The organism is Micromonospora maritima, assembly GCF_902825405.1.
Classification (GTDB): Bacteria; Actinomycetota; Actinomycetes; order Mycobacteriales; family Micromonosporaceae; genus Micromonospora; species Micromonospora maritima.
This window is the reverse complement of record NZ_CADEAU010000020.1, coordinates 1-13,718: the sequence shown is the minus strand read 5'-3', so window position 1 is coordinate 13,718 and position 13,718 is coordinate 1. Positions and strand designations below refer to the sequence as shown.

13 protein-coding genes and 1 other RNA gene are annotated in these 13,718 nt (G+C 67.5%); 5 read left to right on the top strand and 9 right to left on the bottom strand.

Annotated elements, in window-relative coordinates; all coding sequences use genetic code 11:
- Positions 1 to 62: 62 nt before the first annotated feature.
- The gene (locus HUW36_RS04495; RefSeq protein ID WP_174526940.1) at positions 63 to 905 is read left to right on the top strand and encodes a GntR family transcriptional regulator; all 843 of its coding nucleotides are present in this window, start codon (positions 63 to 65) and stop codon (positions 903 to 905) included.
- Positions 902 to 1,591, top strand: a complete 690-nt coding sequence (locus tag HUW36_RS04490) for an HAD family hydrolase (protein ID WP_174526939.1) — start codon at positions 902 to 904, stop codon at positions 1,589 to 1,591. The genes HUW36_RS04495 and HUW36_RS04490 overlap by 4 nt, the downstream gene beginning before the upstream one ends.
- A gap of 92 nt (positions 1,592 to 1,683) precedes the next feature.
- On the opposite strand, the gene HUW36_RS04485 is transcribed toward HUW36_RS04490, so the two are convergent.
- Positions 1,684 to 1,878 (bottom strand): helix-turn-helix transcriptional regulator, encoded by a 195-nt coding sequence (locus HUW36_RS04485; protein ID WP_281575159.1) that lies wholly within the window; start codon positions 1,876 to 1,878, stop codon positions 1,684 to 1,686.
- A gap of 821 nt (positions 1,879 to 2,699) precedes the next feature.
- On the opposite strand from HUW36_RS04485, the gene HUW36_RS35080 reads away from it, so the two are divergent.
- On the top strand, positions 2,700 to 5,123 hold the full coding sequence (locus tag HUW36_RS35080) for an NACHT domain-containing protein (protein ID WP_425487215.1): 2,424 nt from the start codon (positions 2,700 to 2,702) through the stop codon (positions 5,121 to 5,123).
- 205 nt (positions 5,124 to 5,328) lie between these two features.
- Here HUW36_RS35080 and HUW36_RS04475 read toward each other — a convergent pair whose 3' ends face one another.
- From HUW36_RS04475 to HUW36_RS04460, 4 genes are all read right to left on the bottom strand, one after another.
- On the bottom strand, positions 5,329 to 5,562 hold the full coding sequence (locus tag HUW36_RS04475) for a hypothetical protein (RefSeq protein ID WP_174526937.1): 234 nt from the start codon (positions 5,560 to 5,562) through the stop codon (positions 5,329 to 5,331).
- Between the two features lie 396 nt (positions 5,563 to 5,958).
- Positions 5,959 to 6,367, bottom strand: an RNA gene (rnpB, locus tag HUW36_RS04470) — RNase P RNA component class A.
- Positions 6,368 to 6,431: 64 nt separating this feature from the next.
- On the bottom strand, positions 6,432 to 7,964 hold the full coding sequence (locus HUW36_RS04465; RefSeq protein WP_174526936.1) for a hypothetical protein: 1,533 nt from the start codon (positions 7,962 to 7,964) through the stop codon (positions 6,432 to 6,434).
- Positions 7,961 to 8,470, bottom strand: coding sequence for a SigE family RNA polymerase sigma factor (locus HUW36_RS04460; RefSeq protein WP_174526935.1), 510 nt, complete (start codon positions 8,468 to 8,470; stop codon positions 7,961 to 7,963). The genes HUW36_RS04465 and HUW36_RS04460 overlap by 4 nt, the downstream gene beginning before the upstream one ends.
- 122 nt (positions 8,471 to 8,592) lie before the next feature.
- Between HUW36_RS04460 and HUW36_RS04455 the strand changes: the two genes are divergently transcribed.
- Complete coding sequence (locus HUW36_RS04455; RefSeq protein ID WP_174526934.1) at positions 8,593 to 9,354, top strand: sulfite exporter TauE/SafE family protein; 762 nt, start codon at positions 8,593 to 8,595, stop codon at positions 9,352 to 9,354.
- 7 nt (positions 9,355 to 9,361) lie between these two features.
- Here the strand turns inward: HUW36_RS04455 and HUW36_RS04450 are convergent, their stop codons facing one another.
- Positions 9,362 to 10,585 carry an MFS transporter gene (locus tag HUW36_RS04450; protein WP_174526933.1) on the bottom strand — a complete coding sequence of 408 codons (1,224 nt, stop codon included), beginning with the start codon at positions 10,583 to 10,585 and terminating at the stop codon, positions 9,362 to 9,364.
- A 56-nt stretch (positions 10,586 to 10,641) separates the two neighbouring features.
- Here HUW36_RS04450 and HUW36_RS04445 point away from each other — a divergent pair, with 56 nt between their 5' ends.
- Positions 10,642 to 11,109, top strand: a complete 468-nt coding sequence (locus tag HUW36_RS04445) for a MarR family winged helix-turn-helix transcriptional regulator (RefSeq protein WP_174526932.1) — start codon at positions 10,642 to 10,644, stop codon at positions 11,107 to 11,109.
- A gap of 59 nt (positions 11,110 to 11,168) precedes the next feature.
- Here the strand turns inward: HUW36_RS04445 and mctP are convergent, their stop codons facing one another.
- The 3 genes from mctP to HUW36_RS04430 form a co-directional block, all read right to left on the bottom strand.
- Positions 11,169 to 12,824, bottom strand: coding sequence for a monocarboxylate uptake permease MctP (gene mctP / locus HUW36_RS04440; RefSeq protein ID WP_174526931.1), 1,656 nt, complete (start codon positions 12,822 to 12,824; stop codon positions 11,169 to 11,171).
- On the bottom strand, positions 12,824 to 13,069 hold the full coding sequence (locus tag HUW36_RS04435) for a DUF3311 domain-containing protein (protein WP_174526930.1): 246 nt from the start codon (positions 13,067 to 13,069) through the stop codon (positions 12,824 to 12,826). The genes mctP and HUW36_RS04435 overlap by 1 nt, the downstream gene beginning before the upstream one ends.
- A gap of 134 nt (positions 13,070 to 13,203) precedes the next feature.
- A partial coding sequence (locus tag HUW36_RS04430) for a histidine phosphatase family protein (protein WP_174526929.1) occupies positions 13,204 to 13,718 on the bottom strand: 515 nt, incomplete at its 5' end.

Below are 13,718 nucleotides of genomic sequence, written 5' to 3'. Positions count from 1 at the left end.
AGTCATGTCAACGACAGTGTGGGAACTTTCCTAGCCTGGCTAGTCAGCGGTACCGTCCGTCCATGGCTCTTGACCCAGACGACCCGCGCACACCGTCGCAGCAGATCGCGGCCACTCTCCGCGCAGAGATCAAGACAGGGAAGTTCGCGCCCGGCGAGAAGTTGCCGTCGCAACACGACCTCGTCGAACGGTTCAGCGTCGCCCGCGAGACGATCAAAGCCGCCTTGCGGAAGCTGCAAGACGAGCGGCTGATCGTGACCCGTCAGGGCAGCGGCACCTTCGTCCGCGCCAACACCGAACGCCCGGTAGGACTACGGCCGCACATCGAGAGAGCCTTCGAGGCCACTAACGTCACGATCGACTTCGCCGGCTTCTCGGGAGAGACGCTGTACAACGCGATCCAAGAGACCTTGGACAAGGTCCGCATCGGTCGCCTCACCCCGGAGTCCATCCGGGTACGCGTGCTGATCTCCGACATGACCGCCCCGATGGCGATCCCCTGCCGCGCCGAGGACCAGGCCGACGACCCCGGCATTCGTGCGCGAGCCCGCCGGATCACCGACCGGTCCATCCACGCCGTCACCGACGCCGTCCAGGAGCTTGCCGACCTCGGGTTGGTCAAGACCGCCACCACCGAGGTACGCGTCCACAACGCGGCACCCCTGTTCAAGCTATTCATCATCAACGAGCAGGAAGCCTTCTTCGGCTTCTATCCCGTCGTCGAGCACACCGTCTCCGTAGACGGCAAGCCGATGGCGATCTACGACGCGATGGGCAAGGACGCGATCCTCTTCCCGTTCACGCCCAGCGACGAGGACACCAGCAACGACGCCCTCTACGTCGAGCAGGCCCGCGCCTGGTTCGACAGCCTGTGGGGCACCATCGCCCGCGAGTACGCGTCGTGACCGCCGCCGACCTGGCCAAGGTGATCGACCGCGCCCGAGTGATCCTGCTCGACTTCGACGGCCCCGTGTGCAGCATCTTCGCCCAGCGTCCCGCGCCGACCGTCGCCCACGAACTGCGCCGGCTGCTCGTCGACCAGGGCGTGACCCTGCCGCCCGAGATCCTGGCCGAACGCGACCCGCTCGCCGTGCTCCGCTTCACCGCAACACTTGGGCGCCCGGCCGTCGTCCGCCTGGTTGACGAGGCCATGACCCGCGAGGAAGTCACCGCGGCCCGCACCGCCACGCCCACGCCGTACGGCCGAGAGGTCATCGTCGCCGCCCAGCAGACCGGCCGCCGGGTCGCCGTCGTCTCGAACAACTCAGCCAAGTCCGTCCACGCCTACCTGAGCGCCCGACGGCTGAGCAGCTACGTACACCCGGTCATCGGCCGACCGGAGGCGGCACCTGAGCGCATGAAGCCGGACCCGTTCCCGGTGCGGGAAGCTGTTCGCGAGTTGGGCGCCGAGCCGGCGGAATGCGTCCTCGTCGGCGACTCGGAGACCGACATCGAGGCCGCCCACGCCGCCGGGGTGACCGCCATCGGGTACGCCAACAAGCCCGGCAAGCGCGAGCGGTTCGCCGCCGCAGAAGCCGTCATCGACAGCATGGCCGAGCTGGTGTCGGCGTTCGTCGTCGACGAGCTGTAGCACCCACTGCACACGAGCGCCCCGGGGGATCATGACCGGGGCGTTTCTCGTTGTCCCGGGTCGAAGCCTGGCCCGCAAGGGACAGCTACGGGCTAGTCCAGGTCCCCGCGCCTGGCGGCGATCCACGCCTCAACGTCCTCGGCAAGCCAGACGTTGCCCATCTGGAGCGTGGCTACGGGCTCAGGGAAGTCGCGCCGGTTGGTGATCTGGTAGACGCGCTGTCGGGAGACGCCGCCGAGCATGGTTCGGATCTCGCCCGAACCCACCAGCCGCAGCTTCTTGCCCATGACACTGACGCTAGGCATCCGTCGACTAGGCACGTATCAACTTGATGGAGACCTAGTTCATGCCTGCTCTAGTCGTTTACTCTTTACGCGTGACTAGGTTCAAGTGGTTCCAGCGCCCTGATCAACCGGTCGACTACGTAGCTGGCGAGCCCGTCTCATCCACGCGCACTCTCCAGGCACAGAGGTGGATCGGCCGAGCCGCCGTTCCCGCTCCCGAGAAGCCGTTGATGACCAGAGCCGGCGCTCTGCGTCCGTCGACCGTCCTCAAGCGCCTCAACCAGAGGTGAGCCGTGCTGATCCCTGAGCATCAGCCACAGCCTCCGTTCCCCGTCCTGATGGCTGGCTTCGTCATCGACTTCCACCATCAGGCCGTCTGCTCAAGGTGCGCTGACGACGGATGCCCCCGCCTGGCAGCGGCAAGCGCGACCCTACGCGCATGGCGAGATCGGAAGGTGCAGCATGAAGGCCGGTGACCTCCTGCATCTGACCCGAGCAGCAAGCCCTCAGTTCATCCAGCCGATCCTCTTCCGCGTCATCAAGCGCGCTCAGCCGGACGCCTACAACGGCTGGGCATGGATAGAGGGCTACCAACTAGACGCAAGCGGGAAGGCCGTGACCCGGCGGGAAGTGTACGTACATGCGGCAGGGGTGCAACTCCTACGGGGCGGCCCACAACCATAGGCGTAGCCACAAGCGAGGTCGTTGAAGCAGGGGTAAACACTGGGCCCCTTCTCCCTCATCCAACCCAGCCTGTCAACCCTTCAGTCGGCTGTTCGTCACCACGCCAGAGCCACTTGTCAAGCCTGTGAGACTTCTACGAGATGGTGGACAATCCGAGGATGCTCGGATTACGACGCAGGAGCCGTCGGCGCGCCGTTTTGTTTTTGGGCACACCCACCTTGGCAGCTGGTCTGTGGTTTCTACTATCGGGAGGATTAGACAAGGCGGACAAAATGGCAAGCGTGGGCGCGCTCCTATTGGCGCTCGCCACATTTTTATTAACCTTCTTGACGCCTTGGACCAACAGAAATGCGGACACCCACACCCAAGAGGATAGCAAACGCAAGGCGCTAGACCTACTTGCCAAGTCAGTAAAGGCCCAGTGGTCGGCCGAAGAACGGTTGCGTCGCCTAAATGATCCGGAACCGATACCCGTACAGTGGCATGGTCTCGGCCCACCCATAAGTGACCACTGGAAGAACATTCGAACAGACGGCATAAATCGTCGCGTGCCAGTCGATGGGAGATTAGCCGAGGTCTCAGAAATCTTCGAGACAATCCTGCATCGCCGAAGGTTGGTCATTCTTGGTGAGGCTGGCGCAGGAAAGACAGTGCTTGCCACACGACTGCTGCTCGACCTCCTTGACAGGAGGACCGAGGAGAGCCCGGTGCCGGTAATTGCACCATTAGCAACCTGGGATCCCAATCAAAAATCGTTCCAAGAATGGCTCTCTGAACGTCTAGCAGCGGACCATCCCGTGATGCATGACTCAACAATATCTCAAGACGCGATTTCAGATGGACAAATCGTTCCCATCCTTGACGGTTTTGACGAGATGGCACCACACTCCCGAAACGCTGCAATCGAGGCGATCAACCGATTGGGTGTCCATCAACCCCTCGTCATAACATCCCGCCGCGGCGAATATTCGGAAGTTATCGCTCGCGGTAGAATCCTGACAGCCGCCGCAGTTATCGAGATCGAAGAATTGTCTGCTACGACGGTTCGTGGCTATCTTGATCGCGTAACGCCTCCAATTCGCCTCCCCTATTGGAGCAAAGTTTTCAGTCGCCTTGAAAAAAGTCCGCGCGGTCGTCTTGCTCAAGCGCTAAGAACCCCTCTAATGGTTAGCCTAGCCAGGGAAGCATATGCACGCGGATCAGGAAATCCCGATAATCTAATAAACGCTCAATTCCGCACCAGAGAAGACATCGAGCGGCACTTGATCAATGCTCTAATCCCTTCAATCTTTGACGGCTCGAATTCGAAGACATGGGACTCATCAGATCAAGCCCAACGGTGGCTAACATTCTTAGCACGATGGCTGAGGACGCAAGAATCTCAAGAGATCAGATGGTGGGATCTCAGCCAAGAGGCAGAAGGACCCGCCAGCGCAGCATGGCTTGCGCTAATTGCGCTCATATTTGCATTCTTGTGGATAACCTTCAGTCTACCGCTCGCAGTAATTTCAGTCATCGCCGCCATTGGATCGAGTTTAGTATTCCTACGCCGAGGTGATACACGGCCCTCGATTGTGTCGGTATCGCTTAAGCGCTTCTGGAAGCCTTTCGCCCGCTCGGTCGCTCTGCTTACCGGAATCAGCCTCATCGGATTTGCAGGAATCGGAGAGCCAGAAGTTATCGCCGTCGGCCCAATCGCCGGCATTTTCGCAGGCATAATAGTTGGCTCCGTAGAGGCGGTGACTGCGCAAGTCGACACAGCTAAGCCATCTAACCCAGTCACAATTCTGCGAGCGTCCCGCTCCGTTGCGCTTAGCATCGGACTCATGGTTGGCCTAATCGCAGGCGGAGTATTTGCGGTTGCAGGAGGCGAAACGTCAGGGCCTCCAGGATTCATTAGCGGATTCCTTGGTGGCATCACTGTCATCACCGTAAGCCCATGGGGAAGATTCGAAGCCGCTCGTCTATTCCTTGCCTTTAAGGGCGCCCTACCACTTCGACTTATCGGTTTTCTCGAATTCTGTAGAGAGCGCGGGTTACTGCGCCAAACTGGGCCTCAGTACCAATTTCGCCACATTTCGCTGCTAGACAGCCTCGCGCCGCCTAAAGCTCGACGGAGGCCGGTGCCACCCCCGGCGCTGCCACCGGTTGAGTACGGCGCCCGCAAGCTCCGGTTCAGTATAGGCATAATTGGAGCACTTTTCCTGCTTCCAGCCTGCATCTTCTCAGTAGCAGGCTCCGAGGTAGCGTTCCCCGAGGTGCCAGTTATAACGAGGTCAGCAATGGCGCCTATCCTATTCGGGGTTTTTCCTCCTTTCGTTGCCGCACAAATTATCTTGATGCGTAATCGAGTTGGGATGTCCGCTGGCTCAGCATTGATGTCGCTATGTGTTTTCAGCTTTTTCATCTGGTCGACGTACTGGATGTCTTCGAGTGAAGTCGGGGCATCGTGGGCTACAGCAATAACGGGCAGCCAAGTCCTAGGGATCATTTTGGTCGGCGCAGCCTGCTGGGCTCGACGCCCTGTAGCCCCCTCCCAGCTCGTCAAGACTCTCAATGATTAGCGAATCGCCATCCTCCGCTCAGCCCACATAAAGAAAGCTGGGACAGACTGCCCGTCCTGCCGAATTACTCTGTATATGATCAAGGCACCGCGCTCCGCGCGGTGCGGGGCGGCAAGCCCGGCCGGCGGCAAGCCGCCCCGGCCGCCTACGGCGCCGGGGCGGTGAGCCACCGACAGCCGCCGGGACACCGCCCCACGGTCGGATCTCAGCTCAGCGCAAGTTCGTCCGGGAAGCGCTCGTGAAGCGCGGCGACGGCATGCTTCAGGCAGTAGTCGAGGCTGTAGCCGTCGACCCTGATCGACGCACCATCGAGCCGCTGACCCGAGATCACCACGGTCCAGGGCTTGCGCTCCCGCTCCCCGTCAATCTTGACCAGCCCGACCAGGCCCATCTCCCCCAGGTGCTCCAGCAGCTCCGGCACGCACTCATCCCACCTCATCCAGGAATGGGATCACCGAGGCCGCCACGGAAGCCAGCGGGTCGGCCTGGTCGTGCGTCGGGGCTTCCGGCTGCCGCGCCAGTCCAACCCCGGGACTGGCTTGCCACCGGATCACCGGGTCACGGCACCAGCTCCACCGCCAGGACGTCCCCGACCCTCCCCCACAGCCGCCGGCCCCACGCGGGAACCATCGAGCACGAGCCCGGAGACGGCCCACGGCGGCACAGCTAGACCGACCCGAGACGAGGCCAACTGAGCCGGCGCTCAGGGCGTCTCCAGGGCGTCAGGGCGTCGTCAGGGCGTCAAACGCCGGCCAAAGTTGACCAACGACGACCATCGACACCCGAACATAGAACCAGCTCAGAGCCTTGATCAAAGCTCTGAGCTGGTGGGCGACGGACGAGTCGACCTGTACGCCGGATTCTGTGCCCGGCGCGTCCGAGGACGCGCCGGCGGCGGCCATCCATCTAGGCCTGCCGTCGCCGGCAGGCTCCAGCGGCCTACCCGCAGACATCGGGCGGGCCGCCCTCAAGCGTCTGCGCGGGTCGTCATCTTGCGGTGACGGCCCTTTCTTGGCCTTGCTCCGGGTGGGGTTTACCGAGCCACCCCGGTCACCCGGGGTGCTGGTGGGCTCTTACCCCACCGTTTCACCCTTACCGTCCCGTGACGGGCCGGCGGTCTGTTTTCTGTGGCACTGTCCCGCGGGTCACCCCGGGTTGCCGTTAGCAACCACCCTGCCCTGTGGAGTCCGGACGTTCCTCGGCGACGGGCCGGAGCCCGTCGACGCGACCGCCCGGTCGACTCGTCCGTCGCGCCCCCATCCTAACGACGCGTTCGCCGTCGCCATTTCCACGGGGCCGTCCCCGTGCTCATCCCCAGTCGGAGATGAGCGGCTCGGCGAAGACCTGTGGGGCGGCCGCGAGGCCGTCGACCCCACGAATGGCGAGGACCATGTCGTTCCGGTCGAGCACCAGCAGGGTGAGGGGGCCCGCCCCGGACGGCAGCCTGACGACCGCCGAGCCGTTCGTCACCGGCGCCGTCGTCTGGGCGTCCTCGGACCCGATCAGCTTGACCTGCACCGCGTCCGTGGCCTCCGACAGCACCAACAGGCGATCGGTGAGCACCGCCTGTCCGTCGGACCAGGCCGGCACCCGGACGGCGGTGAGGTCACGGGAACTGGTGACCGCGGTTGAGGCCAGCGCCCACTCGGCGCGGCTGGCGGCGCGGGTTCCGGTGTCGTCCGGTCGGGCGGTCGCGGCCGTCGCCGTGGCCAGCAGCGTGTCCTGGCCGGCTCCCACGTGCAGGACGGCCGGGCCGATGCCGGAGGCTGGTCCGGAGACCGAGGCCGGCTGACCGTCGCCGGGAAGCCGGCCGGTCCAGCGAGGGACCGGGGGCGGGCTGGTCGGCAGCCCGGCGGCCGCGGCGAGCAGGAGATGATCACGTACGGCCGCCTGCTCCGCCTGCCGGACCTCGTCGGTGCCCGGCGCGCCGGGCGGGGACAGTTTGCTGCTGAGCTCACCGTCGCGCAGGACGGCCGGTCCCTGTTCCCGGATCTTCCCGTCGCACTCGACCCGCCACCAGCCGCGCGGGCGTTCCTCGCCGAGCAGGAGGTAGCCCGGTGTGGGCGCAGGTCGCCAGGCGCGCTGGATCTGGCCGGCCTCGCCGATGTTCTGCCGGCCCTGGCTCTTCTGCGCGACGGTCGCGGTGGGGGCGGTGGAGACCACGCAGCCGGCCGGAGCGAGGCCGAGGTGCCAGCGGACGCCGTCGAGGCTGTCGTAGAGCACGGTGAACGGCGACACCGGCAGGTTCGCCAGGCCACCGGCGCGGACCAGTTCCGACGGGTCGGCGCCGACCGGAGCGGTCTTCGCGACGAGGCCCGCGGCGCGGTCTGAGCGGTAGGCGGCCACCACGACGCGTACGCCGGTGGAGTCGTCGGCGAAGAGGATCCTCACGGTCGGCAGCGTCGCGCTCATGCCGGCTTCGTCGCGATCGGTGTCGAACGTCCGGGTCAGCTCGCCGAGCAGCGACCGGTCACCGGCGAGGCTGCCGCGCGCGGGCGAGTCGAGCAGCCGCCGGGTCCACTCGTCGGTGATCGGATATCCGGTGCCGCCCTGGGGATCGCGGAACCAGGTACGCAGACCCCCGACTCCGGTGGCCGGCGCGGCCACGGAGGCGGCGAGCAGGGCGGCGACGAACGCGCCGACGCCGGCCCCCCACCGGTTCCGGCGGCGGCGCCGCGCGTGGCGCAGCACCGAGGCGTACGGGTCGACGTCCGCCACGACCGTACCGGCGATCCGAGCCAGTCCGGCCCGCAGTTCGCCCACGCCCGGCACGGCCTCACGGCCCTCGCTCGTGCCGTACCGACGAGGAATGGCTTCACTGCGCTCGGTGCGTTCGCTCATGCCCGCTCCCCCAGCATCTCGCCGGTCACCCCGGCCCGCTCCCCGTCCAGCACGTCGCGGAGCCGGACCAACCCGCGCGCCGCCTGGCTCTTCACCGTGCCCACCGCGCATCCCATGACGGCCGCGACCTCCGCTTCCGGCAGGTCCTCCCAGTAGCGCAGGACCAGCACCGTGCGCATCCGGACCGGTAGCCGGTCCAGCGCGGTGAGCAGTTCGTCGCGTACCGCCACCCGGTCGGTGCTGTCCGGGCCGGCGCGGTCCGGCACGGTCGAGGTGAGCAACTCACGCAAACCGCGCCGCCGCCACCGGCTGGTGCGCTCGTTGACCATCACGCGGCGGACGTACGCCATCGGCTCGTCCATCCGGCGCCAGTGCCGCATCACCTTGATCAGCGCCTCGTGCACCAGGTCCGCGGCGGCGTCGCGGTTGCCGGTCAGGAGGTACGCGGTCCGCAGCAGGTCGGTGTAGCGGACCTCTACGAACTCGCGGAACCCCGCGTCATCCATCGGCCGGTCCCCGGTCGTGACACCGCACGGCGCGCTCCCCTCGTCAGGCTCCGTCACGGGAGAGAACGCCGACGGGTAGCGGAAGGTTGAGTTCCGCCCGGGGCGTACTAGCCTCGGAGATCATGGATCTCTCCGACGCCGCGCTCCTGCTCGCCGCCGGGCTCGCCGCGGGCACGGTGAACGCGGTCGCCGGCGGCGGCTCGCTGATCACGTTCCCGGCGCTGATCGCGAGCGGCCTGCCGCCGGTGCCGGCAAACGTCACCAACTCCGTGTCCGTCTTCCCGGGCTACCTGGCCAGTGTGGCGGGCAGCCGGGCGGACCTGCCGCGCGGGCGCGCCCTGTGGTCGCTGCTGCCGACCGCGGCGGTGGGCACGGTGGTCGGTTGCGTGCTGCTGCTGGCCACTCCGGCCCGCGCGTTCGAGCTGGTGGTGCCGTTCCTGGTGCTGGGCGCGACGGCGGTGCTGGCGTTCCAGGACCCGCTGCGCCGGCTGGTGGGCCATCCGGCGCAGTTGAGCCCGCGCCGCCGTACGGTCACCGTGCAGGTCATGGTCGCGGTCGGCACGGTGTACGGCGGCTACTTCGGCGCGGCGCTCGGGGTGATGCTGGTGGCCGGGCTGGCCCTGGTGCTGGACGCCACGCTGGCCCGGGTGACGGCGGTGAAGAACCTGCTGTCGGCCGTGGTGGGGCTGACCACGCTCGTGGTGTTCGCCCTGTTCGGCCCGGTGAACTGGGTGGCCGTCGCGGTGGTCGCGCCGGCCACCCTGGTCGGGGGGTACGTGGGCGCCCGCCTGGCCCGCCGACTCCCGGCGGTGGTGCTGAGGACGGTCATCGTGCTGTTCGGCGCGACCATCGGCCTCTACCTGCTGTGGCGGGCGCTGACCTGACGATCGGTCAGTACGCCTCCCCCACCGGCTCCTCCGGGGCGTGCTCGGCGGTGCGGGCGGCCCGGTTCCACACCACCCGCTCGCCGTAGCCGGCGGCCATCAGGTGGCCGAAGCCGAGGTAGACGAGCACGCCGACGGCGAGCACCCCGAAGCCGACCCAGAACGGCAGCGCCAGGCCGTGCTCGGCCAGCTTGCCGGAGATGATCGGGGCGGGCGCGGCCGCGCCCCAGCGCACCAGGTTGAACGCGCCGGTGGCGATCCGGCGGTCGGCGGAGCCGAGGCCGAGCGCCAGGTCGGTCAGGTTGGCGTTGGCCAGGCCCATGAACAGGCCGGCGACGACCAGGACGACGAGCGACATGGCGGTGCCGGTGCTGGTGGCGAACAGGACCATGCAGACCAGCAGGCCGACGATGGCCACGCCGACGGTCTGCACCGCGCCGATGCGGTGGGCCAGGCGGTGCCCGATCAGCAGGATGCCGGCGGCGAGGCCGAGGCCCCAGCCGGTGAACGCCAGGCCCAGCGGGATGACGTCGAGGCGCAGGAACAGCGGCGTGTAGCCGAGCACCACGAAGAAGACGAAGTTGTAGGCGGCGGTGACCACGCAGAGCGTGATGAACGCCGGCCGGCGGTAGGTGGCGAAGATCTGGCCCACGCGTACCGGGGCCTGCTTGTTCGCGGGTTCGCGGAGCTTGCGGGAGGCGACGCCGAGCGCGAGGACCATGAACACGCCGCAGACGAAGAACGGCAGCCGCCAGCTCACCTCGCCGAGCAGGCCGCCGATGAGCGGGCCGACGGCGAAGCCCAGGCCGAGCGCGGTCTCGAAGAGGCCCACCACCCACTCCCGGTCGTTGGCGAGGTTGACCAGCACCACCATGGCGGTGGCGAAGAACATCGCGTTGCCCAGGCCCCAGACGCCGCGCAGCACGGAGAGCTGGACGATGTCGTTGCTGAACGAGGCTCCGATGGCGGCCAGGCCGACCACCGAGACGCCGGTGACCAGCACCGGCTTGAAGCCGAAGCGCCCGCTGGCCAGGGTGGCCGGGATCATGCCGACGGCCATGACCGCGATGTACGCGGTGAAGAGCAGCTCGACCTGCCAGGCGGTGACGCCGATCGCCTCGCCGATGGCGGGCAGGATCGGGTCCACCACGGCGATGCCGGCGATGGCGAGGAACGCCACGAGCGTGGTGGCGTAGATGGCACTGCGGTTGGGCTCGGATCGGCGATCCACTCCGCAACCTCCCAGATAGCTGTATCATACAGGTAATTTTCTTGTATCATACAGCTATGAGCGACGACGACCACGCGAAGGAAGTCACACTCGGCCGGATCGAGACCGAGGTCGCCCTGCTGATGCGGCTGGGCGAGGCCACCCGGCGCGGCACCGGCACCATGGAGCACCGGCTGCTCGACCGGGCCGCGTACGTGATCCTGCGGCACCTCGACGTGGCCGGGCCGCAGAACGTCTCGGCGCTGGCCGCCCGGCTCAACCTGGACGGGTCCACGGTCACCCGGCAGGTCTCCGCCCTCCAGCGCGACGGCCTGATCGCGCGTACCCCCGACCCGGCCGACGGGCGGGGCACGGTGATCTCCGCGACGGCGGCCGGGCTCCAGCGGATGGCGGCCGTGCAGGCCGCCCGCACGCGGCTCTACGGCGAGATGCTGGCCTCCTGGTCCGAGACGGACCGGGACACCCTGGCGGAGCTGCTGCACCGGCTCAACGAGGCGCTCGACGCGCGCAACCGCCGCCGCTGAGGCGGTTGTTAAAAGGGGCCCCCTCCGCTGCAGAATGCGTTAAGAGGGGGCCCCTCCTTTCACGCGACCGGCTCCCGCGCGGAGTCGGCGCTGTCGGCGGAGGTGGAAACCCGGGGGTCGCCCTCGTCGGCGAAGTAGTCGTCGGGCGTGGTGCCGTCCGGCCCGTCCGCCACCTTCGCGGCCCGCAGCACCAGCGTGCCGAGCGCGGCCACCACCAGGTTCACCAGCACCGCCACGATCCCGACGTAGATCGTCTTCTTGGTGTCGAAGCCGAACTCGGACAGCGGGAAGGCCGAGCCGGCGAAGTGCTTCTTGCCGGTCGCCGGGTTGCCGATCTGGTAGAGCATCCACATGCCCAGGCCCATGCCGGCCACCCAGCCGGCGATCAGCGCGCCCCGGTGGAACCAGCGGGTGTAGAGGCCCAGCGCCACCGCCGGCAGCGTCTGGAGGATGATCACGCCGCCGATGAGCTGGAGGTCGATGGAGAACTGCGGGTCGAGGAAGACGATGCAGGCCACCGCGCCGACCTTCACCACCAGCGAGGTGATCTTCGAGACGTTGGCCTCCTGGGCCGGCGTCGCGTCCCGCTTCAGGTATTCCTTGTAGATGTTGCGGGTGAACAGGTTCGCCGCCGCGATCGACATGATCGCCGCCGGCACCAGCGCGCCGATGCCGATGGCCGCGTAGGCCACGCCGGCGAACCAGTCCGGGAACTGCTGGTCGAACAGCAGCGGCACCACCGTGTTGCCGTCGACGCTGCCCTCCTTCGCGCCCGGCAGCGGCTTCACGTTCGCCGCGATGGCCATGTAGCCGAGCAGCGCGATCAGCCCGAGCAGCAGGCTGTACGCCGGCAGCGCCGACATGTTCCGCTTGATCACGTCGCGGTTCCGGCTGGCCAGCACGCCGGTGATGCTGTGCGGGTAGAGGAAGAGCGCCAGCGCCGAGCCGAACGCCAGCGTCACGTACTGGAGCTGGTTGTTGGCGTTCAGCAGGATGCCGTCGTTGGGATTGTTGGCCGTGCCCTGGAACTTGGCGTCCGCGGCGTCGAAGATGCTGCCCCAGCCGCCCAGCTTGTACGGCAGGTAGACGACCGCCACCAGGATCACCACGTAGATCAGCGAGTCCTTGACGAACGCGATCAGCGCCGGCGCGCGCAGCCCCGACTGGTAGGTGTAGGCGGCCAGGATGGCGAACGCGATGATGATCGGCAGGTGCCGGGCCAGCGCGCTGTCGCCGGTGACGCCCATGGTCTTGAGCACCGCCTCGATGCCGACCAGTTGCAGCGCGATGTACGGCATGGTGGCGACGATGCCGGTGATCGCGACCAGCAGCGCCAGGATCGGCGAGCCGAACCGGTTGCGGACGAAGTCGGCCGGGGTGACGAAGCCGTGCCGGTGCGACACCGACCAGAGCCGGCACAGCACCAGGAACACCAGCGGGTAGATCACGATCGTGTACGGCACGGCGAAGAAGCCGGCCGCGCCCGCCCCGAAGATCAGCGCCGGCACCGCCACGAACGTGTACGCGGTGTAGAGGTCACCGCCGACCAGGAACCAGGTGATCCAGCCGCCGAAGCTGCGCCCGCCCAGGCCCCACTCGTCGAGGTGGGCCATGTCCTGCGGTCGCCGCCACCGGGCCGCCACGAACCCCATGGCGCTGACCAGCAGGAACAGCAGCGTGAAGACGATGATCTCGGTGAGGTGGTCGCGCCACATCAGTGCTCACCCCGCTTCTTCTTGGTCATCTGGTAGACCAGCGTGGTGGTGCCGACGCCCAGCAGGATCCAGACCAGTTGCAGCCAGTAGAAACGCGGGAAGCCGAACAGCCGGGGCGAGTCGGCGTTGAAGAAGGCCGGGATGAGCGGCACCACGATCGGGATGAAGAGCAACCAGTTCCAGGGACTCTTGTCCTTCGCCCTGGATCGCGCCGTGTCCAGCGCCTCCGGTTCCGGTGCAGCCATGTGACACCCTCCGGGAAGTCGTAGCGGGCCATGTGACGGCCGGAGGCTACGACCCTGTGAGCGCGGTCACGTTCGACAGACCGACGCCGATGCGCCGAGCGGCCGTCGGCGTGCGCCGAACGGCCGCCCGGGGCTCAGAGGTTCGCGAGATGGGCGGTGTCGTTGACCAGACGGACCGCGACGCCGCCGTCCGGGTACAGGTCGAGCACCGAGACGCCCGCCGTGTCCAGGTAGAGCCGGTGCAGGAACGCGTCGCCGGCGGCGAGGGCGTCGCGCAGCACCAGCTTGATCGGCGAGACGTGGGAGACGACCACCACGGTCTCCCCCGGGTACGCCGACCGCAGCCGGTCCACCGCCCGCCCGGTCCGCTCGGCGACGGCGGTGAACGACTCGCCCTGCGGCGGGGCGACCCGGGTCGAGGCGAGCCACGCGTCGAGTTCGCCCGGCCAGCCCTGACGCACCTCGGCGAACGTGCGCCCCTCCCAGATCCCGAAGTCGCACTCGATCAGGTCGTCGTCGGTGCGCACCGGTGGGTCGCCGACCCGGTCGGCGACCGCCTCGGCGGTGGCCACGCACCGGGACAGCGGCGAGCTGACCACGGCCGCGACGGACGGCGCCAGCTCGGCCACCCGGGCGGCGGTGGCCCGGG